This is a genomic window from Bacteroides sp. AM07-18, from assembly GCF_003602695.1.
In the GTDB taxonomy this organism is placed as follows: domain Bacteria; phylum Bacteroidota; class Bacteroidia; order Bacteroidales; family Bacteroidaceae; genus Bacteroides; species Bacteroides uniformis.
Genome location: NZ_QTLM01000007.1, coordinates 1 through 23,283, shown reverse-complemented (window position 1 = coordinate 23,283; position 23,283 = coordinate 1). Strand labels below are relative to the sequence as shown.

The window sequence follows — 23,283 nt, the reverse complement described above, 5'->3', positions numbered from 1 at the left end:
AACATTTTTACAAATAAGTTCTTATTTACCAGATTCCCAATGTGCAGGGTCTTTACGCCATTCATTCAGAGTCTCCACATCTTCTTCCTCGATATAGCCCGTACGCAGTGCCACTTCCATCACAGCCTCGTAATTGGTCAGCGTCACCAAAGGCACTTTGGCATCCTTGAAAGCCTTTTCGGCAACCGGGAAACCATAAGTATAGGCAGCCACCATACCGATGACCTCACATCCGTCACGGCGGATAGCTTCTACAGCCTTTAAGCTGCTTCCACCCGTAGAAATCAAATCTTCCACGACTACCACCTTCATACCGGGACGAAGTTCACCTTCAATCAAATTCTCCAGTCCATGGTCTTTCGGAGTGGAGCGTACATATACAAACGGCAAGTTCAATGCATCGGCCACCAAGGCACCTTGCGGGATAGCTCCCGTTGCCACACCGGCAATGGCATCCACCTGTCCGAAACGTTCCAAAATCAGACGCGTAATTTCAATCTTTACGAAATTACGGAGAGAAGGATAAGAAAGGGTTTTGCGGTTATCACAATAAAACGGAGACTTCCATCCGGATGCCCAAGTGAACGGGTTAGCCGGTTGTAGTTTAATCGCTTTTATCTTCAGCAACTTCTCTGCAAACAATCTTTCTAAAGTTTTCATAGCAAAACTAATCTATATATGATAAATATGGCACAAAAATACGGAAACAGAATGAGAATAAAAAAGAGAAAGCCGATAATTTTCATTCGAAGTAGTCATTTTCCTCAGAAACCTCTATGCAACGACATATATCCTTCATTTCGAACCCCCTGCTCAAGGCAAAACGCACCAGTTTGCCATTCAACTCATACTCACTTTCGGCACGGACGCTTTTACGCTTTGCCGCCAGCAGTTTCTGCAAGACGGCGTGGTATTCCTCCTCATCAATCTCGTTCAAATAGGGCCAATAGACAGATGAAGATATCTTTTTCAACTGGAGCGCCTGCCCTATCTTCATCTTGCCCCATTTGGCAAAACGGTATTTGTCGTTGATGAAAGCACGGCAGAAGCGCTCTTCATCAATGTACTTCTCTTGTTCCAGACAGTTGATGATACGGTCTATGGCATCATAGGCAATGCCCCAGCGTTGCAGTTTCTCCGCAATCTCCGCCCGGCAATGCTCGGCAGTGGAGCAATATGCCGCCACTCTGTTCAAAGCTTCAGTTTCAGTTATTTCTATCATCGTTCTGCAATTACGTACCGGTCGTTGCCGGAAATATCTTTTCGGATACGGACATTCGTATAGCCTTGCTTGCGAAGCATCGAAGCGACAGCCTCTCCAAATGCCCGGTTGATTTCAAAATAGAGTCGGCCGCCGACCGTCAGCATGCTCCGTCCCAGTTCACCTATACGCCGATAGAAACGGAGCGGGTCGCTATCTGGAACAAACAAAGCCCGTGAGGGTTCCCAGTTCAAGACGTTTGGTTCCATATCCCGCTTTTCTGTTTCCGTAACATAAGGCGGATTACTGACGATTACATCAAAACATTCACCCTCAACCGGTTGATACGTCAGGACATCACGCTGTACAAATAGCACGGAGGCCTGCAAAAGGTGGTTATTGTCGCCGGCTATGGCAAGAGCTTCTCCGGAAATGTCCCAAGCAGTTACTTCCGCTTCCGGCAACTCTTTAGACAAAGTGACGGCAATACACCCACTTCCGGTGCCAATGTCGAGAATACGGGAAGCCGGAGCGACTTCCTTCAGCATCCTCTCCACCAGTTCTTCCGTTTCGGGACGGGGAATAAGCACCCCCGGAGCCACCCGAAAAGTACGCCCCAGGAAACGGGCAGTACCCTGCACATACTGTATGGGCTCAAAATTGCACAGACGGGAAAGAATGCTTTCCAATTCCCTTTCATCGTTTGGAGATAAAATCATATCTTTGCCCAGGTAATAGTCAATATTACCCTGACCAAACATTTCACAGCAGACAATACGGGAAAGATTGGCCGCCTCCCGGGGAGGGTAGCATTCCTGCAAAGCACTGCGGATATGTGAAACGGTTACATTCATTCGGGGTCCGGTTTTATTCGGGCTGCAAAAGTAATCATTAATTTTGATTATTCAACCAAAAGGTAAGCAAGGATATGAATTCAGAAGAAGAGAAATACATGCTGCGATGTATCCAACTGGCACAAAACGGGCTATGCAATGCAGCACCCAACCCGATGGTGGGGGCGGTAATAGTATGTGACGGGAAAATCATAGGCGAGGGATACCATGTGCGCTGTGGAGAAGCCCACGCCGAGGTCAACGCCATCCGTTCCGTGAAAGACACGTCCCTGCTGAAACGTTCCACCATCTATGTCAGCCTGGAACCGTGTTCGCACTATGGCAAAACTCCTCCTTGTGCAGACCTCATCATCGAGAAGCAGATTCCACGTATCGTCATCGGGTGCCGGGACCCTTTTTCTAAGGTTGCGGGCCGGGGCATACAGAAACTGAAGGATGCCGGACGTGAAGTTATTGTCGGAGTGCTGGAAACAGAATGTCGGCAGCTCATCCGCAGGTTCATCACTTTCCATACTTTGCGACGCCCCTACATCACCCTAAAATGGGCGGAATCTTCTGACAGATATATCGATTACTCCCGCACGGACGGTAAACCGGTTATCCTCTCCAGCCTGCTGACTTCGATGCTGGTACACAAGAAACGGGCAGAGCACAGCGCCATATTAGTAGGTACCCGTACGGCTGAGCTGGACAATCCCGGCCTGAATGTCCGCCATTGGTATGGTCGTTCACCGGTACGTATCGTGCTGGACCGGCAACAAAAGCTATCCCCCAACCTTCACCTATTTGACGGTAGCGTGCCGACCCTCGTTTTTACAGAAGCCCCGCACGCTCCGCTACCGAATGTAGAGTATCTGCCAGTCAGCGACTACCGGCGGAATGTACTCCCCGAAATCATGGAAACGCTGTATACACGCGGATTACAATCCCTTTTGGTAGAGGGTGGCAGCCAAACTCTCCAATCCTTCATCGCTGCCGGATTGTGGGACGAAATCTTTGTGGAAGAAACTCCGTACCTTCTTCATTCCGGCGTCAAAGCACCCGAAATCAGTGACGGATATCCATTTGCAACAGAGCATTCTTTCGGCAGGAGTTTTCGCCATTATACTGCCTCAAGAAACAGTCAATAGCCTCATTTCAGGGCTTTTTTATCGAGAAAAAGGGGGATATTATCTATAATTTTATATAAAACTTCCCCGTAAAGCTGTTTATAGAAAAAAATGTTCCTATTTTTGCAACTTGTAAATAAACACTAACTTTCAAAATGAGAATAAAGTTTCTATCAGTAATTGTGAGTTTTCTTATTGTGTCATTTGCTCTAAGTTCATGCCTTGACTCTGACGACAATTATGAATTCAGCTCCGATGCTACTATACATGCTTTTGGTATCGATACCATACATGGCAAACATTACAAATTTACAATTGACCAGCTCAATAGACTCATCTATAACAGAGATTCATTGCCCGTAGGTTCAGATACCATCATTGACCGTATTCTAATTGATACTATGACCGTTACCGGTTGGATAACTTCAGGCTCGCCTACCGACACGGTATTCGTCATGTCGGACTCCGTGGATTTGAGACCCGCCATGAATAACGATGCCGGCATGCTGTTCAAAGCACATGCCGCCGACGGTGTTACAGTCCGCGAATATAAATTGAAAGTTAATGTACACCTGCAAGACCCGGACTCACTCGTATGGACAGACATGCAGAAAAGGGGGAATATATTCTCCAATACCATCAATTTAGGTCAGCAAAAAGCGGTTGTACTGGGAGACGAACTATTTGTCTACACTTCCAACAGTACTGCTTACAAGACATCGACTGCGCCCGATAAATACAACTGGAGTAAAGTCAATGTCAGCAACCTCCCCTCAGACGTAAAGTTGACATCTGCCGTAGAGTATAACAATGCGCTTTATATGGTTACAGAAAGCAAAAGAGTATTCAGCTCTACCAACGGCGGCGCCTGGACAGAAGTCACTACATTGGGAGACAATGTCATAGTCCTCATCAATGGTTTCTCCGACCGGCTCTCGGGTATTGTGGAAATCAACGGAAAGCAATATTTCAACATCTGTAAAGACGGAAAGAATTGGGAAGCGGAAAACACGGCTGACAACCTTACCCTTGAGGAAGTCCCGGCAGGATTCCCTACCGAAAACATATCCACCACCCAGACCAACACCGGCAATGGTGTAGAGAAGGTGGTTCTGGCAGGAATGCCGCTGGCCAACGAACAAGAGACAATACCCTGGTTCTCATTGGACGGCAAAGGCTGGGCAAGCCTGGCTAACACGGTGTACGACACATCTTGTCCCGGCATGGTCAACCCTGCCATTATGTACTATGGCGACATGTTCTATTGCTTTGGAGGAGAACTTGACGCCATCTACAACTCCATCACAGGCATTGCGTGGAGCAAGACAGAAACCAAGTTCCTGCTACCCCAGGAATTCAAAGGGAAAGGCGCGTACTCCATTATAGTGGAACCGACGAAAGACAAAACTGTGGCCCCGGCAGACAAACGGGACTTCATTTGGGTGATATTCGGCGGTAACGGCACCAAGAATGAAGTATGGCGCGGACGTCTTAACAGATTGGGCTTCGAAATACAATAATAATGATGTCATATAAGGAAGAAATCGATCTAAACCGGATACCCCAGCACGTGGCGATTATCATGGACGGTAACGGACGGTGGGCCAAGCAGCGTGGACACGAACGCAGCTATGGACATCAGGCCGGCGCAGAGACTGTGCACGTCATTGCAGAGGAAGCCGCTAAATTAGGAGTCAGATACCTTACTTTATATACGTTCTCTACCGAGAACTGGAATCGTCCGTCGGACGAGGTAGCCGCCTTGATGGGATTGCTCTTCGACTCCATAGAGGAAGAGACGTTCATGAAGAACAATATCAGTTTCCGGGTAATAGGAGATATTGAAAAACTGCCTGCCAACGTACAGCAACGGCTCAACACTTGCGTGGCACACACCTCCCACAACACGGGAATGTGCCTGGTACTGGCATTGAGCTACTCTTCCCGCTGGGAAATAACGGAAGCTGCCCGGCAAATAGCCGACCTGGTACAGAAAGGTGAGCTGAAACCCGAACAAATCGACAGTGAGCTCATATCCCGTCATCTGACAACCCACTTCATGCCCGACCCCGACCTGCTGATACGTACCGGAGGAGAGCTCCGCCTTAGTAACTACATGCTCTGGCAATGCGCCTATTCGGAACTTTATTTCTGTGATACCTATTGGCCCGACTTCCGTGAAGAAGAATTACGCAAAGCCATATGTGACTATCAGAAACGCGAACGCAGGTTCGGCAAGACCAGCGAGCAAATCAATTAATCACCGGACACACAAATAGTAAATAGTAAATTGTAAAATAGTAAATAAAAAGATGCACTATCGTATTTTCTCCATACTCGTAACGTTTGTCTGCCTTTTCGGCTGCGCACTGACAACAGCAGCACAGGACGTAAACAACACCGATGAAACCGAAAAGCCGGTTATACTCTATTCGGGAACACCCAAGAAGTATGAAATAGCCGACATTAAGGTCGAAGGAGCCCAGAACTATGAGGATTATGTAATTGTCGGATTGTCCGGACTATCCAAAGGGCAGACTATCACCGTGCCGGGTGACGAGATTACACAAGCTTGTAAGCGCTACTGGCGCCACGGTCTGTTCTCTGACGTGGAAATTACAGCAGACAAGATTGAAGGCGACCAAATTTGGCTGACCATTCATCTGACCATGCGTCCGCGTGTTTCCGACATACGCTACAACGGTGTGAAGAAGTCAGAGCGTGAAGACCTGGAAAGCAGAATCGGCATGATAAAGGGCGGTCAGATTACACCTAATCTGGTGGACCGCGCCAAGACCTTGATAAAGCGCTATTTTGACGACAAGGGCTTCAAGAATGCAGATGTAATCATCACCCAACGTGATGATCCGGAAAAGAAGAATGAAGTGATTGTCAACATCGACATCGACAAGAAGGAGAAAGTGAAAGTACATCAAATCACCATTGTAGGCAACGAGGCCCTCACGACCAAGAAGCTGAAGCGTGTGATGAAGAAAACAAACGAAAAGGGCAAGCTGCTCAATCTGTTCCGCACCAAGAAATTCATTGAGGACAACTACGAAGCGGACAAACAGCTGATTATCGACAAATACAACGAACTGGGTTATCGTGACGCCATCATCGTGACAGACAGTATCAAGCCCTACGATGACCGCACGGTAGACATCTTCATGCAGATTGAGGAAGGACAGAAATACTACCTCCGCAATGTAACCTGGGTAGGTAACACACTGTATCCTTCCGAACAACTGAACTTCCTCCTCCAGATGAAGAAGGGTGACGTCTACAACCAAAAGTTACTTGAAGAACGTACAATGACCGATGACGATGCCATCGGCAACCTCTACTACAACAACGGTTATCTGTTCTACAGCCTCGAACCGGTGGAAGTAAACATCGTGGGCGACTCCATCGACTTGGAAATGCGTATCTACGAAGGCCGCCAGGCTACCATCAATAAAGTCAGCATCAACGGTAACGACCGTTTGTATGAAAACGTAGTACGCCGTGAACTCCGTACCCGTCCGGGCGAACTCTTCAGCCGTGAAGACCTGATGCGTTCCATGCGTGAAATCCAGCAGATGGGACACTTCGACCCCGAACAAATCCAGCCCGACATCCAGCCGAGACCGGAAGACGGCACGGTAGACATCGGTTATGACCTTGTATCCAAAGCCAACGACCAGGTAGAGTTCTCCGCCGGTTGGGGACAAACGGGTATTATCGGTAAGTTAAGTCTGAAGTTCACCAACTTCTCTCTGGCCAACCTGCTTCATCCGGGTGAGAACTACCGCGGTATCCTCCCGCAAGGTGACGGTCAGACATTGACCATCAGCGGCCAGACCAATGCCAAATACTATCAGTCATACAGCGTTTCATTCTATGACCCGTGGTTTGGCGGTAAACGCCCGAATGCGTTCTCCGTATCGGCTTTCTATTCCCGCCAGACCGACATCAGTAGCCGTTATTACAATTCGGCCTACATGAACAGCTATTACAACAGCTATTATAGTGGTATGTATGGCTACGGTATGTACAACTACGGCAATTACAACAACTACGAGAATTATTACGACCCGGACAAATCTATCCAGATGTATGGTCTTGCTGTGATGTTCGGTAAGCGCTTGAAGTGGCCGGATGACTATTTCCAATTCACAGCCGAGTTGTCTTACCAACGTTATGTTCTGAGTGACTGGCAGTACTTCCCGGTTACCAACGGTAAGTGTAATAACCTCAGCCTCAACCTGACCTTGTCCCGTAGCTCTATCGACAACCCGATTTATCCGCGCCAAGGTTCCGAGTTCTCGTTGTCTGCACAAATCACACCGCCTTTCTCTCTGTTCGACGGTACCGATTACAGCAAGTACAGCACCAGCAGCCAGGAAGACATGAACAAGATGCACAAGTGGATTGAATACCACAAGTGGAAATTCAAATCCAAAATCTATATCCCGTTGATGGACCCGATTACCGTTAAACGTACTCCGGTATTGATGGGACGTGTAGAATTCGGTTTGCTGGGACACTACAACAAATACAAGAAGTCTCCATTCGAAACGTTTGACGTGGGTGGTGACGGTATGACCGGCTACTCCAGCTATGCTACAGAAAGCATCGCCCTCCGTGGTTATGAGAACAGTTCATTGACTCCATACGGTTCTGAAGGTTATGCCTATACACGTCTCGGACTGGAATTAAGATATCCTTTGATGCTCGAAACAAGTACCAGTATTTATGCGTTAACGTTTGTGGAAGCCGGTAATGCATGGCATGATGTCAATAAGTTCAACCCATTCGAATTGAAGCGTTCAGCCGGTGTCGGTGTCCGCATCTTCCTCCCGATGATCGGTATGATGGGTATCGACTGGGCTTACGGTTTCGACAAAATTGGTCCTACATTCCAATACAGCGGTAGCCAGTTCCACTTCATCTTGGGACAAGAATTCTAACTTTATAATACTAAATCAAAAAAACATGAAGAAACTTTATTTAGCATTTTACAGTATTTGCATATTTCTAGCTGCATGTACGGGAAATGAGATCGAAAACAACGAAGAATACCTACCACAGAGTAAGGAAGCGTTATCTCCTGTAGGAGAGGAATCCTTGATGCTATATTTCAATAGTACCGCAGACTTTTTTCAAACTTTTCATCAATTGCTTATAGAAGATGAGAACGCTCAATTGAAGTGGGTATCTAACAAAAATTTTGAAGCACTTTTATCTAATACTCAATTATGTACTGACAGTACAATGTTGTCAATGCCAAAGGCTTTTCAAGCTCTATTTAACAAAGATCTCAAAGTAAATATTAACGACTCAATAATACATTATAATCAAGGTAATCTATATGTTATAGAAATCAATAATAAAAAGCTTAAATCCCCCATATTATGTGGAAATGGCAATATCGATTTAATTCAGGTTCCAACAACAAGAACAGTTAGCGGACATGTGGGTTTTGATGAAGGTAATGGGTTAAACCATCAATACGAATTTAAAAGGCCACAAAGCAAGTATAAATATAAATATGTCAATCAACTTAGAAGCTATCGCATAATTATAAATCGTCAAGCATCAGCAATATTGGCTTTTATGATTAAATTTGAATATAAATATAGTGCCGGGTGGAAAAACGCAGGTCTGCCGCGAAACCTTTCAATTCAATTATCAGGTGGGGCTTCTGTACAAGGAAATGGCATTCTTGCATACCATGAGTTATTCCCCTTTAACAGTGGATATGTAGCTAACTATAACAATATTACAGACCCTCATGAAGTACCACTAGCAAGGGTTGACTTCGACAATAATTTAAATAGATGGATATGGGATGTAGCTATAGGAGGGCGTATCACCCAAGTTGTAGTAGGAGAGAGCAACACTAGTTGGACAGATATTTGGTAAATAATATATATTATAAAAACCAGACATTATGAGAAAGACTATTTTATTGATATTTCTGCTGTTTGCCATAGGTATGACAGCCAATGCACAGAAGTTCGCCTTGATTGACATGGAATATATCCTGGAAAATATTCCTGCCTACGAACGTGCCAATGAACAACTGGAGCAAGCCTCCAGACAATGGCAGAGTGAAGTCGAAAAGATTTCCGAAGAAGCCAAGACTCTGTACAAGAACTATCAGTCTCAGATTGCTTCCCTTTCTGAAACACAGAGAGGTAAAAAGGAAGAAGAGATTGTCGCTAAAGAGAAATCAGCAGCCGAACTGCGCCGCAAATACTTCGGTCCGGAAGGCGAACTGTATAAAAAACGTGAAAGTCTGATGCAACCCATTCAAGATGAAATATACAATGCTGTAAAGGAAATTGCGACACAGAACGGATATGCGGTAGTTGTAGACCGTGCTTCCGCATCAAGTATCATTTTTGCCTCGCCGAGTATTGACGTCAGCAATGAAGTACTTGCAAAACTGGGATATTCAAATTAATTTCATACATTTGTTTCAGAATATAGACTGCATTCTGGATTAAAAATAAGCGAGCTTATTTTGTATTGCGTTCAGTTTGCGCTATATTTGTCCCCGACGAATAATCATTCAAATAAATAATAAACATTATGCTTAAAAAAATCGCACTACTCGTAGTTATGTTCGCCCTCCCGCTGGGAGCTATGGCGCAAGCTAAATTCGCTCACATGAATTCTCAAGATGTAATCGCTGTTATGCCTGAATTTACCAAAGCCCAAGCTGACTTGGACGCCATGTCTAAAAAATACCAGGATGAAATGCAGCGTACCAACGAAGAATTCCAAAAGAAGTACCAAGAATTCCTGGCACAAGCCGACTCTCTGCCGAAAAACATTGCAGAAAGACGTCAGAAAGAGTTGCAGGATATGGCTCAACGTCAAGAACAGTTCCAACAAGAAGCTTATCAAAGTATGCAGAAAGCACAGCAAGATGCTATGGCTCCCATCTATAAGAAACTGGACGAAGCCATCCAAGCTGTCGGCAAAACTGAAGGTGTTGTCTACATTTTCGACTTGGCCCGTACCCCGATACCTTTCGTAGGAGCACAGAGCGTTGATGTAACTGCCAAAGTTAAAACACAATTGGGCATTAAATAATAGAATTATTTATGATAAAGCAAGCGCGGATAGTTTTATCCGCGCTTATTTTTTATACATTACTGAGAAATTTGAATTATCTTTGCATGGTACATAGTCTTTAGAAAGCATGAAACAGACATTACCTTCTGCAGCCGGTCCCATCGGAATATTCGATTCCGGATATGGCGGACTGACCATCCTAAGCAAGATACGGGAAGCTCTTCCCCAATATGACTACATTTACCTGGGCGACAACGCACGTGCGCCTTACGGGACCCGCTCGTTCGAGATTGTCTATGAATTCACTTTACAGGCAGTCACCAAACTGTTCGAGATGGGTTGTCACCTCGTCATTCTGGCATGCAATACAGCTTCGGCAAAAGCTCTGCGCAACATACAAATGAATGATTTGCCTCGCCTCGACCCTATGCGCCGTGTGTTGGGAGTAATCCGCCCAACCGTAGAATGCATAGGGAACATTACCCAAAGCCGCCATGTGGGAGTGCTTGCCACGGCAGGAACCATCAAGTCTGAATCCTATCCGCTGGAAGTGCATAAACTCTTCCCCGACATCAAAGTGAGCGGTGAAGCCTGCCCTCTATGGGTATCCCTCGTAGAAAACAATGAGGCACAAGGTGAGGGTACTGACTACTTCATACGCAAAAACATCGGCAACCTGCTGGCCAAAGACACGCAGATAGACACCGTCATTCTGGGCTGCACGCACTTCCCGTTGCTGCTGCCTAAGATACAACAATACATGCCCGACGGCATCACTACCGTCACCCAAGGGGAACTGGTGGCAGACAGTCTGAAAGACTATCTTCACCGTCATCCGGAAATGGACAGAAAATGCACCAAAGGTGGAAGATGCGTCTACCGCACCACGGAATCGGAGGAGAAATTCACAGAATCGGCTTCTACTTTCCTGAATGAATCGATAAGAGTTGAGAGGATTGAACTATAAATTCGTCAGCATTAAACATTAAAACAAAAACATTTGTTATATTTGTAAGACAGAAACCTCTAAATTCATACCATCATGAAAGAAGAAGACAAAAGCAAACTCGTTGAGGTGTTCACCGGTTCACCGTGGGAAGCAGAACTCGTAAAGAGCCTGCTGGGAAATAGTGATATTGAAGCTGTAACAAAAGACGGAATGGTAGTAAACGTTGTACTGCCTGCCACTGCGGTAGATGTTTCCGTTCTCGTCAATGAGAAGGACTACGAAGCCGCCATGGAAGTAGTCCGTGAATACGAAAAGAGAGAAAATGGAGATTGATTTCAATAGAATTGCTGTCAAGGTAGGCAGCAATGTTTTGACACGTCGTGACGGCACTCTCGACGTCACCCGTATGTCCGCTTTGGTGGACCAGATAGCCGAGCTGCACAAGGCCGGCATAGAAATAATACTTGTTTCTTCCGGAGCCGTTGCTTCGGGACGTAGCGAAGTGCGCCCCACCAAGAAGTTGGACAGCGTAGACCAGCGCCAGCTCTTTTCCGCTGTAGGGCAGGCCAAACTCATCAACCGTTACTACGAGCTGTTCCGGGAGCATGGCATCCCCGTGGGACAAGTGCTCACAATGAAAGAGAACTTTTCCACCCGCCGCCATTACCTCAACCAGAAAAACTGTATGACCGTAATGCTGGAGAACGGCGTCATTCCCATTGTCAATGAGAACGACACCATCTCCGTGAGTGAACTGATGTTCACCGACAACGATGAGCTGTCCGGCCTGATAGCCTCCATGATGGATGCCCAGGCACTAATCATTCTCAGCAATATAGACGGTATCTACAACGGTTCACCCGCCGACCCGAATTCTCAAGTCATCCGTGAAATAGAACAAGGCAAAGATCTCTCCTCCTACATACAAACTTCCAAATCCAGCTTCGGACGCGGCGGCATGCTGACAAAAACCAACATTGCCCGCAAAGTGGCGGATGAGGGCATCACAGTAATCATAGCCAACGGGAAGCGGGACAACATCCTCGTGAAAATAATGAAGAATGAAGAATTAAACTATACCCGTTTCATTCCGTCTCCGGAACCGGTATCGAGCATCAAGAAATGGATTGCACACAGCGAAGGGTTTGCCAAAGGGGAACTGCACATCAATCATTGTGCCACCGAACTGCTCTTCTCGGACAAAGCAGTAAGCATCCTACCGGTAGGTATCACTGACGTTATAGGCGAGTTCGAGAAGGACGACATCGTACGGATTATCGACTTCGGCGGTAAACCCATCGGTGTGGGAAAAGCCAACTGTGACTCCAGCCAGGCACGGGAAACGATGGGAAAACATGGAAAGAAACCCGTAGTGCACTACGACTACCTATATATAGAATAAGCCACAGACGGATACTATCCCACGATATATATACTTGCATATTTATCACTCTATATTCAATAAAAAAATGAACTTAAACAAAACTTTTGTCGCCGTACAAGATGCCAGCCGTAACATGTTAGCGTTGAGCGACAAAGAAATCAATCAAATATTACTGGCTGTTGCAGACGCTGCCATAAACAAAACAGACTTCATTCTGAGTGAAAACCAGAAGGATTTGGAGCGTATGCCTTCTACCGACCCTAAATACGACCGCCTGAAACTGACAAAAAGCCGTTTGCAGGACATCGCTACGGACATCCGCAACGTAGCTGCCCTCCCTTCTCCTTTGGGAAAAGTCCTTAAAGAGAACGTATTACCCAACGGATTGAAGATAAAAAGGGTCAGTGTACCTTTCGGCGTCATAGGCATTATCTACGAAGCCCGTCCCAACGTCAGTTTCGATGTCTTCTCACTCTGCCTTAAAAGCGGCAATGCCTGTATTCTGAAAGGCGGAAGCGATGCAGACTATTCCAACCGTGCCATAATCAGCGTGATACACGAGGTACTGGAGCATTTCAACGTAGATACACATATCGTGGAACTGCTTCCTGCCGACAGAGAAGCGACTGCCGAACTACTGCATGCCAACGATTATGTAGATTTGATAATTCCGCGCGGCAGCAGCAGCCTAATAAATTTCGTACGCCAGAATGCCACAGTACCGGTTATAGAGACCGGTGCCGGCGTATGCCATGCGTTCTTCGACCGCTATGGCGATATAAGCATAGGTCCATCCATCATTGCCAATGCAAAGACACGCCGTGTCAGTGTATGCAACGCTTTGGATTGCCTGATTATCGAAGCCGACAGCCTGGCTGATTTGCCCGACCTATGCCTGCCGCTACAATCAAGCAATGTAGAGATATTTGCCGATGAACCCGCCTACCACAGTTTGCATGGCAAATATCCCGCCGAGCTGTTGAGACCTGCCACTGAAGACTGCTACGGCAGAGAGTTCCTGGACTACAAGATGGCCATTAAAACCGTGAATTCTTTCCAGGAAGCATTGGCACATATCCGGAAGTACGGTTCCAAACATAGCGAATGCATCATTACGGACGACAAGACACGTGCCGAATGGTTCTGTCGGGAAGTGGACGCTGCTTGTGTATACGTCAATGCGCCGACCTCTTTCACCGACGGCGCACAATTCGGGCTCGGTGCCGAGATCGGCATCAGCACACAGAAGCTGCACGCCCGCGGTCCGATGGCTCTGGAAGAAATCACCACATACAAATGGATTGTCGAAGGTTCCGGACAGACTAGACCTTGACAGCCGAATAACAAAGATATAGATACACTAAAAAGACTGTAAATATGAAGAACTTTACTTGCGTGCAGGACATCGGTAACCTGAAGTCTGCACTGGACGAAGCATTCGAGATTAAAAAAGACCGTTTCAAATATGTGGAACTGGGACGTAACAAAACGCTGATGATGATTTTCTTCAACTCCAGCCTGCGTACCCGCCTCAGTACACAGAAGGCTGCATTGAATCTGGGCATGAACGTAATTGTACTGGACATCAACCAGGGAGCCTGGAAACTGGAGACAGAGCGTGGTGTCATCATGGACGGTGACAAACCGGAACACTTACTGGAAGCCATTCCCGTGATGGGCTGCTATTGCGACGTCATCGGCGTACGTTCTTTTGCACGTTTCGAAAGTAAGGAAGACGATTACAACGAAGTGATACTGGAGCAGTTCATCAAGCACTCCGGCCGGCCGGTATTCTCGATGGAGGCTGCCACACGTCATCCGTTGCAGAGTTTTGCCGACCTGATTACGATTGAGGAATACAAGAAGACGGAACGCCCCAAAGTAGTGATGACATGGGCTCCACATCCGCGTCCATTGCCCCAGGCTGTCCCCAACTCCTTTGCCGAGTGGATGAATGCAACTGATTATGACTTCGTGATTACACATCCCGAAGGTTATGAGCTCGACCCCAAGTTCGTAGGAAATGCCCGCGTAGAATATGACCAGATGAAAGCTTTTGAAGGGGCCGATTTTGTCTATGCCAAGAACTGGGCTGCCTATACGGGCGACAACTATGGACAAATATTGAGCAAAGACCGCGCCTGGACAGTAGGCGAGCGCCAGATGGCCGTTACCAACAATGCCTACTTCATGCACTGCCTGCCGGTTCGACGCAACATGATTGTGACGGATGATGTGATAGAAAGCCCGCAGTCCATCGTAATCCCCGAAGCGGCCAACCGGGAGATTTCAGCAACAGTGGTGCTGAAGAGACTGCTTGAAAGCCTCTAACCAGAGGACAAGACTACTTTATTCTTTTTAGGCGCGGATTACGCGGAAAACGCGGATTCTTTTCTTAAATTTTTCCGTGAAATCCGCGTAATCCTCGCCTAAAAAGAAATTATAGCAAATGCATTTCAGCTACACCGCTATTACTTTTCCACTTCTTTGTCCGCTTCTTCCCAACCGATGAAACCTTTGTCAAGGTCATAGATTATATATCCTTTTTTGCTCAGTATGGCAGCGGCCTTTTTACTACGCTTACCACTACGACAATATACTGCAACCGGTTTGTCCTTCTGCAGAGTGGAGTCGGCCATCGTTTCAAACGACTCATCCAATACATTGATATTGATACTGTGGGGCACGTGTCCTTCCGAGTATTCGGCAACAGTACGCACATCCAGAAGCTGCACCTCCGGATTGGCTATCAATGTGGAAAAGTCATCTACCGAAACAGACTTGAACTGTCCCTCCTTCTGCTGGCAGGAAAAGAGGGTGGTAAAAACGAGGCAAAAACCCGCGAACAATGTCTTCATCGAATATTTCATTTTAGTCAGGGTTATAAACAAAATCGTAAGTCTTGATGTCACCGGAATAAGTGTGCACACTGAAATGAACCATAACCTTCTGTATATCCTCTGCCGCATACTGCCGCAAAGGTACGGAAGCGTAGGCACGCCTGGTATAAGACACCACCTCCTCCTTTGCGTCATGATACAGCGTCAGATATACTTCACTACACCCGGTAGCAGTATCCACAATCACTTCATCCTCAATAAAATGGAACTTATGTTCACCATTCTCCTTGACTATCAGTGTCATATTGAGATAGTCGAGTCCCATCCAGATACCCAGCACATCAGTAGGGTCTGTCTTGACGCCCTCCTCGAACTTGTCGGCCGTTTTGGGAGCGACAGAAAGAACACCGCTCAAGGCATACAGCACCGCACCGGCAGTTCCATCGGCAGTTACCTCCGAAGCATAATTACTGATGACACGTACCGAAGCGTTTGCCTCTATGTTCGTCTTTGTCTTGTCCTCCACTACCGGCAAGGTTTCCCCTTCATCCGTCACAACAGACCGCAGATAGCCGTCAGCCCCCGAAAAGGCAGTCAAGAATTCCAGCTTCACGGAAGGATAATGATAATCATCATCGCCACAACCAGCCAACAGACAGGCCAATAAAGGAAAAAGCCACCAATCACAGTACTTCTTCATGTATTCATTCTTTTATAGCCGCCAGATAATTCTTCAACGGGTTGGCATACATCAGCAGCATTTTTCCGCGCAGAAAGTCCACGTCCTTATTAGGAATGGAGATACGCTCCAACTGTTGTTCTATATAGGCCGTGAAACGCTGCTTATCCTCGGCAGTGTAATGGTCGGAAAAATCCTCCTTCCCCTCGAGAAGGTCGTGTGCCACATAATTATTGGGATACATCCGGTAGCTGGCATGAATGCGTTTGTCTATCAGTGCAGACATGCGTGCAAAGAGTTCGGGCTTCGGAAGTGAACGGTCCATCTTCGCCAATTCATCATTCATGCAGGCACCCGTCTGGAAATGTACCCGCCCTTTATAGCCGAACAGTCCGGTCTGCATATTCAGCAAGTCGTCAGCCGTCGTTTTCTTATAGCCTTCAATGTCCCGTTTCAGTTGGAACTCCTGCGCTTTCAGGAAGTCGCAAGGGTCGTATTCATAGGAAATGGCAAGCGGAGCTATATTCATTTCCATTAAGCGGTCAATGACGTCGCCTTCACCGCCTATTGCCAGCATCTTCAGCACACTGTCCTGCGTGCGGTCGTTGGAATCCTTGGCACGCCCTTCACGTTGTGCAATCCAGATAGACTGTTTCTTCTCACTGATGGTATAATGCATATAGCGGGACATGCGTGCGGAAGCCTCCAGCATCTGGCGCATGGTCAACGCACGCAGCACGATGAAGGACTTGTTGACACGCACGAATTTCTTAATCCACGGATAGACAAGCAGGTTGTCGCCAATGGCTATCTCTACCGTATCCATACCCTGGTCTACCAAAAGAATGGACAAGAAACCGGAATCGAGAATAATGTCGCGATGATTGGAGATATAGGTATACGCCGCCGACTTGTCTGCCGGCAACGCGGTATGGTCCAAAGTCAATCCATCCGTAGCCTCCTTCGCCAATTTCCACAGAAGCCCATAGCAGAAGGTCTTCTGAAATTCCAGCTTGGTTTTACACGCGCGCATTTTCTGCGACCATACTTCAAAAGGTACACCAGGCATCACAGTATCCACTGCCTGCCGGAACGCCGCATCGGCAATCAGTTCCTCATAGACTTGAGGAAGTTCCTCATCATGATAAGGACGGATTTCATCAAATTCCACGTTCGCATTCATAATGAATAATGATTAATCCTTAAACTTGTTTTCTATAATATCTGTCATTACATCCTTCATCTCCATTCCGGCAGCACGAACCTGCTGGGGAATAAAGCTGGTGGCAGTCATTCCGGGGGTGGTATTCACCTCCAGCAGATTGATTTTTTCCCCTTCGGTAATGATATAGTCCACGCGGATAATGCCATAGGCCCCGAGTATATCATAAATGGCAGAAGTCAGCGTCTGCACCCGGCGGGTCAAATCGTCCGAGATGCGGGCGGGAGTAATCTCGTCAGACGCACCATTATACTTAGCTTCATAATCGAAGTACTCGTTGTGGCTCACCACCTCCGTAATGGGGAACACTACGGACTTGTCTTTTGTTTTGTAACAGCCGCAGGTAATCTCGGTTCCGTCCATAAAGGCCTCCACCAGTACTTCCTGCGCTTCCGCAAATGCCTTGGCTATGGCAGGTTGTATCTGCTCTTTCGCCGTCACCTTGGTCACGCCGAAGCTGGAACCTCCCAAGCTGGGCTTAATGAAGCAAGGCAGACCGATTTTCTCCATCACATCTTCATCCGTTACCGACTGTCCGCCGCGCAGCAACAACGATTCGGCAATGCGCACACCGAAACCTTTCAGATACTGGTTGCAGGCAAACTTATCGTACGTGAGCGACGCTGCCAGTACTCCGCAACACGAATAAGGGATGTGGAGCATATCAAAATAGCCCTGCAGACGGCCGTCCTCACCCGGAGTTCCGTGGATGGTGATATAGGCAAAGTCGAATGTCACTTTCTCGCCATCCAGCACGAAGCTGAAGTCATTGCGGTCTACCGGAGTCTTAGCGCCGTCGGGCAGCTGTACATGCCAGTCCAGTCCGTGCATTTCTACAATATATAAGGTATACTTCTCCTTGTCGATGAAGGAGTAAATCCCCTGTGCACTACGCAGGGAGACGTGGAATTCGGAGGTATCTCCTCCGGCTACAATAGCAATCGTGCGTTTCATTCTAATTCTCTGTTACTGATATAGCCTCTCCATTTGTCTATCAGCCGGGTCATGTCATCGGGCAATTCCGAAGTGAAGTACATTTCTTCTCCGGTGACGGGATGCACAAACCCCAGCGTCATGGCATGCAATGCCTGCCGCGGACAAGTGTCGAAGCAGTTGTTTACAAATTGTTTGTATTTAGCGAAGTGGGTTCCTTTCAGGATTTCGTGTCCACCGTAACGTTCGTCGTTGAAAAGTATGTGTCCGATGTGCTTCATGTGCACACGGATTTGATGGGTGCGTCCCGTTTCAAGGATACATTCCACCAGTGTGACGTATCCCAAACGTTCGAGCACCCGGTAATGGGTGACGGCATGCTTTCCCTGGTCGTCGGGGAGGACGGTCATCTGCATGCGGTCTCTGGGATTACGACCGATATTGCCGACAACGGTCCCTTCATCCTGCTCTACATTTCCCCAGACCAGCGCCCGGTAACGGCGTTTTGTCGTCTTGTTGAAGAACTGGTTGCCGAGATTCGTCTTGGCATCCGGAGTCTTGGCTATCACCAGCAGGCCGGAGGTGTCCTTGTCGATGCGGTGCACCAGTCCCACATGCGGGTCATTGGCATCATAATCGGGATTATCCTTCATATGCCAGGCTATGGCGTTGACAAGCGTACCGTGATAGTTGCCATGACCGGGGTGCACCACCAGACCGGCAGGTTTGTTCACTACCATCAGATACTTGTCCTCATATACTATATCAAGGGGGATGTCTTCGGGGATGACTTCATTCTCATAGCGTGGACGGTCCATCATCACAGTGATTACATCCATCGGCTTCACCTTATAGCTGCTTTTCACAGCCTTGCCGTTCGCCATCACGAAGCCTGCATCGGCAGCCTTCTGGATGCGATTGCGCGAGGAGTTCGTCAAGCGGTCGAACAGATACTTGTCCACCCGCATCATCTCCTGCCCCTTGTCCACCACCACACGGAAGTGTTCATAGAGTTGCGCCTCGTCACCCACCGGCTCTACGTCGTCCAGCTCATCATTATCTATATCATCCGGCAATTCTTCTATCATCACGGCATTTACAATTTGACTATTTACAATTTACGATTGGAGTCAGATGTTTATCAGAACCAGGACTCATCTGCCGCAGAGTCTTCGGACAACACGGGTTCAACGGTACCTCCCACGGAATCCACTCCCAGGGAGTCTGCCTTCAAGGCGCCTCCATCTCCCACCATCAGCGTCAGCACTGCGCCGGTGGGCACTTTCTCGCCGATGGAAAGCTGACGACCCTTATACTTCACGCCATACACCCAGTCCTTCTCACCCGGAATATACTGTATCTCGGCCAGCTTGAAGCCCGAAGCCAGAATACGCGCTTCCGCCTGCCGCAGCGAACTGTTGTCCGCCACATCGGGCACTATGTGCAGAGGGACTTCAATCGTATTGATTGTAAGATAGATGGTACGTCCTTCCTTTACCTTTTGTCCGGCTGCCGGATTATATTCGAGGATGCAGCCGGCAGGAAGAGTCTTGACATAACTGGAATCCGAAACGATGCAGACCAAGCCGCGGTTACGGAACATTTTCTCGGCTTCCTCCACTCCCATGCCCTTCACATCGGGCACTATCACAGCCTCGCCGTGGCGGGTATATATATCCAGTCCTTTCAGCACTCCGAACAGCAATCCCACTACCACAACGGCCATCGCAAGGATGTTCGCCCAGAAGAACCGGTTCTGCCGGAAAGAGAAAAAATCTTTTATTGTCATAATCGATAATGCATTATTTGGGACAAAGATACAATTTTCACCACATAGTACACGGAGTTGGCAATAGTTTTTTCCGGAGAAGCGGGCACAATACATAAGAAAAGCTGCAAAAGACCAGAATCAGTCTTTTGCAGCTCCCTTATTTCTTTAATACGAACGAGAACGACTATTATGCCTTTACTCCGTTGTATTCGTCAGAAACAGTCAGTTTCTTTCTGCCTTTAGCACGACGTGCTGCCAATACTCTGCGGCCGTTTGCTGTAGCCATTCTCTCACGGAAACCGTGTTTGTTCTTTCTCTTTCTGTTCGAGGGTTGAAATGTTCTTTTCATTACTGTATCTTGTTTTATGTTATTATTCTCACGAATTCGGGCTGCAAAAATAGGTACTTTTTTCAAATAAACCAAGAGATAACTCATTTTCTCTCAAAAGTTTTTGTGTTTTTTACCGAATTCCATTACTTTTGCACCCGCAAACCAGCACTAAAGAAGTAAATACCAATATAATAATATTAAAGACTATAAGTATGATTAATGCCCAAGACATTAAAATCGGAACTTGCATCCGCATGGACGGCAAGCTGTATTTCTGCATCGACTTCCTGCATGTAAAGCCGGGAAAAGGTAATACCTTCATGCGTACCAAGCTGAAAGACGTGGTGAACGGCTACGTTCTGGAACGTCGTTTCAACATCGGTGAGAAACTGGAAGACGTGCGTGTAGAACGTCGTCCCCACCAATACCTCTATCATGACGGTGACAACTACCAATTCATGAACCAGGAGACTTTTGACCAAATTCCCATCGCCCACGACCTCATCAACGGTGTTGACTTCCTGCTCGAAGGAATGATAGTAGACGTGGTATCAGACGCTTCCACAGAAACCGTGCTCTATGCCGACGTGCCCATCAAGGTTCAGCAGAAGATTACCTATACGGAACCGGGACTGAAAGGCGACACAGCCACCAACACGCTGAAGCCCGCCACAGTAGAATCCGGCGCCACAGTCCGCGTCCCCTTGTTCATCAACGAAGGCGAGACTATCGAAATCGATACGCGCGACGGTTCTTACGTAAGCCGCGTAAAAGCATAAGCCCTTTTGGAAATCAGGCAAATGCCCTTTTCATATCATCCCCGGTGCTCCACTTGGCATCCGGGGATTTTTCTTTCCATTTATTCATCTGCAAAGCTTAAATGATATATCTTTGCGGAGATAACCAAAACATAGAGCCATACCCATGAGATACTCCGTCATCATCCCCGTATACAACCGCCCCGATGAGGTAGACGAACTGCTGCAAAGCCTGACGCGGCAAAGTTTCAAGGATTTTGAAGTGATTGTGGTGGAGGACGGCTCCTCCATCCCCTGCAAGCCGGTCACAGAGAAGTATCAGGAACTATTGGACGTGCATTACTATGACAAGCCCAACTCCGGCCCCGGGCAGACCCGTAACTACGGGGTGGAACGAAGCAAGGGCGAATACCTGATAATACTGGATTCGGACTGCATCCTGCCCGAAGGTTATTTCCTTGCTGTGGAAGAAGAGCTGCAGCACGAAGCCGCCGATGCCTTCGGAGGCCCCGACCGCGCGCACGAATCATTCACAGACATACAGAAAGCCATCAACTACTCCATGACCTCCTTCTTCACCACCGGCGGTATCCGTGGGGGGAAGAAGAAGATGGACAAGTTCTATCCGCGCAGCTTCAACATGGGTGTGCGGCGGGAAGTGTACCAAGCCCTGGGCGGATTCTCGCGGATGCGCTTCGGGGAGGACATCGACTTCAGCATCCGAATCTTCAAGGGAGGATATACATGCCGGCTGTTCCCCGGTGCCTGGGTATACCATAAGCGCCGGACAGACTTTCGGAAGTTCTTCAAGCAGGTACACAATTCCGGGATTGCCCGCATCAATCTGTACAAGAAGTATCCGGAATCACTGAAGCTCGTCCACCTGCTGCCGGCCGCATTTACCCTGGGAGTGGCCATATTCCTGCTGGGAACGCTCTTCTGTCCGTACAGCCTGCTGCCCATCGCTCTTTATGCGCTTCTGGTATGCATCGATTCCACTATCCGGAACCGTAGCCTCAGCATCGGGCTCTACTCCGTTGCCGCCTCCTTCATCCAGCTCATCGGATACGGGACGGGGTTCCTGCGCGCCTGGTGGAACCGCTGCATACTTGGCAAGGACGAGTTCGAGGCGTTCAAAAAGAACTTTTACAAATAAGGAGGATTAGGGGTTAAGGATTAGGGATGATATGGAGAAACTGAATATCAACCAGTGGGCTGCAGAGGACCGCCCGCGGGAAAAGATGATGCAGAAAGGGGCGGAAGCCTTGAGCGATGCCGAACTGCTAGCCATCCTCATTGGCTCCGGCAATACGGAAGAAACCGCCGTGACACTGATGCAGCGCATACTCGCCGCCTGCGGCAACGACCTCAACCGCCTGGGCAAATGGGAGGTGCGGGACTTCTCCCGATTCAAAGGCATGGGCCCCGCCAAAAGCATCACCGTCATGGCATCCCTGGAACTGGGCAAACGCCGCAAGCTGCAGGAACGCTCCGGACGTACCGCCATCCGCTCTTCCGCCGACATCTACGAGCTGTTCCATCCCCTGCTCTGCGACCTTGCCACAGAAGAATTCTGGGTACTGCTTATGAACCACGCCGCCAAAGTGATAGACAAGGTACGCATCAGCCGCGGCGGCATCGACCAGACCACCGCCGACGTGCGCAGTATCCTGCGCGAAGCCCTGCTGCAACGCGCCACACAGATAGCCCTTATCCACAATCATCCCTCCGGCAACCCGCACCCCAGCAACGACGACCGGCAGCTGACGGAACTCGTGAGGAAAGCCGCCCAAACCATGAACATACACCTGACCGACCACGTCATCGTCACGGACGGAAGCCATTACAGCTTCAACGACGAAGGATTGCTATAAATAATCCAAGTTACGGACATACTATACGAAAGACAAAAGCGGTCATAACACTAACTATCAGCACATTGTATTTACCAGCTATTTACCAGCCAATGTAAAAGCCGTTACCACAGTATGTAAACGTATTTACCCTATATTGTAACGTCCTTTACCCCATATTGTAAAGACCTTTACCGCGTATTGTAAAAGGAGTTTCCCCAGGGGTAAAGGGAGTTCCCCCAGCGGGTGAAGCGTGTTTCCCCACCGTCAAACCCTTTCTGAAGTAATGAAAATGTCTTTTCCTGATTTAGCTAGACGCTTTTTCTTTTTA

General features: G+C 47.9%; 25 protein-coding genes. 15 read left to right on the top strand and 10 right to left on the bottom strand.

Annotation, left to right across the window (positions count from 1 at the left end):
• Positions 1-21: 21 nt before the first annotated feature.
• From pyrE to prmC, 3 genes are all read right to left on the bottom strand, one after another.
• On the bottom strand, positions 22-660 hold the full coding sequence (pyrE, locus tag DW096_RS10785; RefSeq protein ID WP_005825142.1) for an orotate phosphoribosyltransferase: 639 nt from the start codon (positions 658-660) through the stop codon (positions 22-24).
• Positions 661-742: 82 nt separating this feature from the next.
• Positions 743-1,222, bottom strand: coding sequence for a regulatory protein RecX (locus DW096_RS10780; RefSeq protein WP_118931001.1), 480 nt, complete (start codon positions 1,220-1,222; stop codon positions 743-745).
• On the bottom strand, positions 1,219-2,055 hold the full coding sequence (gene prmC, locus DW096_RS10775; protein ID WP_118931000.1) for a peptide chain release factor N(5)-glutamine methyltransferase: 837 nt from the start codon (positions 2,053-2,055) through the stop codon (positions 1,219-1,221). The genes DW096_RS10780 and prmC overlap by 4 nt, the downstream gene beginning before the upstream one ends.
• A 74-nt stretch (positions 2,056-2,129) precedes the next feature.
• Between prmC and ribD the strand changes: the two genes are divergently transcribed.
• The 12 genes from ribD (at position 2,130) to DW096_RS10715 (ending at position 14,896) form a co-directional block, all read left to right on the top strand.
• On the top strand, positions 2,130-3,185 hold the full coding sequence (ribD, locus tag DW096_RS10770) for a bifunctional diaminohydroxyphosphoribosylaminopyrimidine deaminase/5-amino-6-(5-phosphoribosylamino)uracil reductase RibD (RefSeq protein WP_016272515.1): 1,056 nt from the start codon (positions 2,130-2,132) through the stop codon (positions 3,183-3,185).
• 134 nt (positions 3,186-3,319) lie between these two features.
• Positions 3,320-4,684, top strand: a complete 1,365-nt coding sequence (locus tag DW096_RS10765) for a DUF6242 domain-containing protein (RefSeq protein WP_005834755.1) — start codon at positions 3,320-3,322, stop codon at positions 4,682-4,684.
• 5 nt (positions 4,685-4,689) lie between these two features.
• The gene (locus DW096_RS10760) at positions 4,690-5,424 is read left to right on the top strand and encodes an isoprenyl transferase (protein WP_005834753.1); all 735 of its coding nucleotides are present in this window, start codon (positions 4,690-4,692) and stop codon (positions 5,422-5,424) included.
• Positions 5,425-5,476: 52 nt separating this feature from the next.
• Complete coding sequence (gene bamA, locus DW096_RS10755; protein ID WP_118930999.1) at positions 5,477-8,116, top strand: outer membrane protein assembly factor BamA; 2,640 nt, start codon at positions 5,477-5,479, stop codon at positions 8,114-8,116.
• Between the two features lie 25 nt (positions 8,117-8,141).
• On the top strand, positions 8,142-9,071 hold the full coding sequence (locus tag DW096_RS10750; RefSeq protein WP_118930998.1) for a hypothetical protein: 930 nt from the start codon (positions 8,142-8,144) through the stop codon (positions 9,069-9,071).
• A gap of 28 nt (positions 9,072-9,099) precedes the next feature.
• Positions 9,100-9,615, top strand: coding sequence for an OmpH family outer membrane protein (locus DW096_RS10745; protein ID WP_120028761.1), 516 nt, complete (start codon positions 9,100-9,102; stop codon positions 9,613-9,615).
• Between the two features lie 128 nt (positions 9,616-9,743).
• Positions 9,744-10,250, top strand: coding sequence for an OmpH family outer membrane protein (locus DW096_RS10740; RefSeq protein WP_005834750.1), 507 nt, complete (start codon positions 9,744-9,746; stop codon positions 10,248-10,250).
• 109 nt (positions 10,251-10,359) lie between these two features.
• Positions 10,360-11,199: a glutamate racemase gene (murI, locus tag DW096_RS10735; RefSeq protein WP_008662870.1), complete on the top strand. Its 840-nt coding sequence runs from the start codon at positions 10,360-10,362 to the stop codon at positions 11,197-11,199.
• Between the two features lie 75 nt (positions 11,200-11,274).
• The gene (locus DW096_RS10730) at positions 11,275-11,514 is read left to right on the top strand and encodes a DUF2007-related protein (protein WP_005825154.1); all 240 of its coding nucleotides are present in this window, start codon (positions 11,275-11,277) and stop codon (positions 11,512-11,514) included.
• Entirely contained in the window at positions 11,504-12,583 is a 1,080-nt protein-coding gene (proB, locus tag DW096_RS10725) for a glutamate 5-kinase (RefSeq protein WP_087332249.1), read from the top strand. Before DW096_RS10730 ends, proB begins: the two co-directional genes overlap by 11 nt.
• Before the next feature lie 67 nt (positions 12,584-12,650).
• Entirely contained in the window at positions 12,651-13,898 is a 1,248-nt protein-coding gene (locus DW096_RS10720) for a glutamate-5-semialdehyde dehydrogenase (protein ID WP_087332250.1), read from the top strand.
• Positions 13,899-13,942: 44 nt separating this feature from the next.
• Positions 13,943-14,896 carry an acetylornithine carbamoyltransferase gene (locus DW096_RS10715; protein ID WP_087332252.1) on the top strand — a complete coding sequence of 318 codons (954 nt, stop codon included), beginning with the start codon at positions 13,943-13,945 and terminating at the stop codon, positions 14,894-14,896.
• A 140-nt stretch (positions 14,897-15,036) separates the two neighbouring features.
• Here the strand turns inward: DW096_RS10715 and DW096_RS10710 are convergent, their stop codons facing one another.
• From DW096_RS10710 to rpmH, 7 genes are all read right to left on the bottom strand, one after another.
• Complete coding sequence (locus tag DW096_RS10710; RefSeq protein WP_035449865.1) at positions 15,037-15,423, bottom strand: rhodanese-like domain-containing protein; 387 nt, start codon at positions 15,421-15,423, stop codon at positions 15,037-15,039.
• A 13-nt stretch (positions 15,424-15,436) separates the two neighbouring features.
• Positions 15,437-16,105 (bottom strand): NigD-like C-terminal domain-containing protein, encoded by a 669-nt coding sequence (locus tag DW096_RS10705; RefSeq protein WP_118930997.1) that lies wholly within the window; start codon positions 16,103-16,105, stop codon positions 15,437-15,439.
• A 4-nt stretch (positions 16,106-16,109) separates the two neighbouring features.
• Positions 16,110-17,267 carry a hypothetical protein gene (locus DW096_RS10700; RefSeq protein WP_005825164.1) on the bottom strand — a complete coding sequence of 386 codons (1,158 nt, stop codon included), beginning with the start codon at positions 17,265-17,267 and terminating at the stop codon, positions 16,110-16,112.
• Positions 17,268-17,279: 12 nt separating this feature from the next.
• Positions 17,280-18,260, bottom strand: a complete 981-nt coding sequence (locus DW096_RS10695; RefSeq protein WP_005825166.1) for a D-alanine--D-alanine ligase — start codon at positions 18,258-18,260, stop codon at positions 17,280-17,282.
• Positions 18,257-19,327, bottom strand: coding sequence for an RluA family pseudouridine synthase (locus DW096_RS10690; protein WP_005834741.1), 1,071 nt, complete (start codon positions 19,325-19,327; stop codon positions 18,257-18,259). The genes DW096_RS10695 and DW096_RS10690 overlap by 4 nt, the downstream gene beginning before the upstream one ends.
• A gap of 53 nt (positions 19,328-19,380) precedes the next feature.
• Entirely contained in the window at positions 19,381-20,028 is a 648-nt protein-coding gene (locus DW096_RS10685) for a PASTA domain-containing protein (protein ID WP_117600267.1), read from the bottom strand.
• A gap of 169 nt (positions 20,029-20,197) precedes the next feature.
• A complete protein-coding gene (rpmH, locus tag DW096_RS10680; RefSeq protein WP_004292199.1) occupies positions 20,198-20,359 on the bottom strand; it encodes a 50S ribosomal protein L34 in 162 nt (53 codons plus the stop codon).
• A 194-nt stretch (positions 20,360-20,553) separates the two neighbouring features.
• On the opposite strand from rpmH, the gene efp reads away from it, so the two are divergent.
• The 3 genes from efp (at position 20,554) to radC (ending at position 22,973) form a co-directional block, all read left to right on the top strand.
• Positions 20,554-21,120 carry an elongation factor P gene (gene efp, locus DW096_RS10675; RefSeq protein WP_005825176.1) on the top strand — a complete coding sequence of 189 codons (567 nt, stop codon included), beginning with the start codon at positions 20,554-20,556 and terminating at the stop codon, positions 21,118-21,120.
• Between the two features lie 145 nt (positions 21,121-21,265).
• Positions 21,266-22,255, top strand: a complete 990-nt coding sequence (locus DW096_RS10670) for a glycosyltransferase family 2 protein (RefSeq protein WP_118930996.1) — start codon at positions 21,266-21,268, stop codon at positions 22,253-22,255.
• Between the two features lie 31 nt (positions 22,256-22,286).
• Positions 22,287-22,973: a DNA repair protein RadC gene (gene radC / locus DW096_RS10665; RefSeq protein WP_022401073.1), complete on the top strand. Its 687-nt coding sequence runs from the start codon at positions 22,287-22,289 to the stop codon at positions 22,971-22,973.
• Positions 22,974-23,283: the final 310 nt, after the last annotated feature.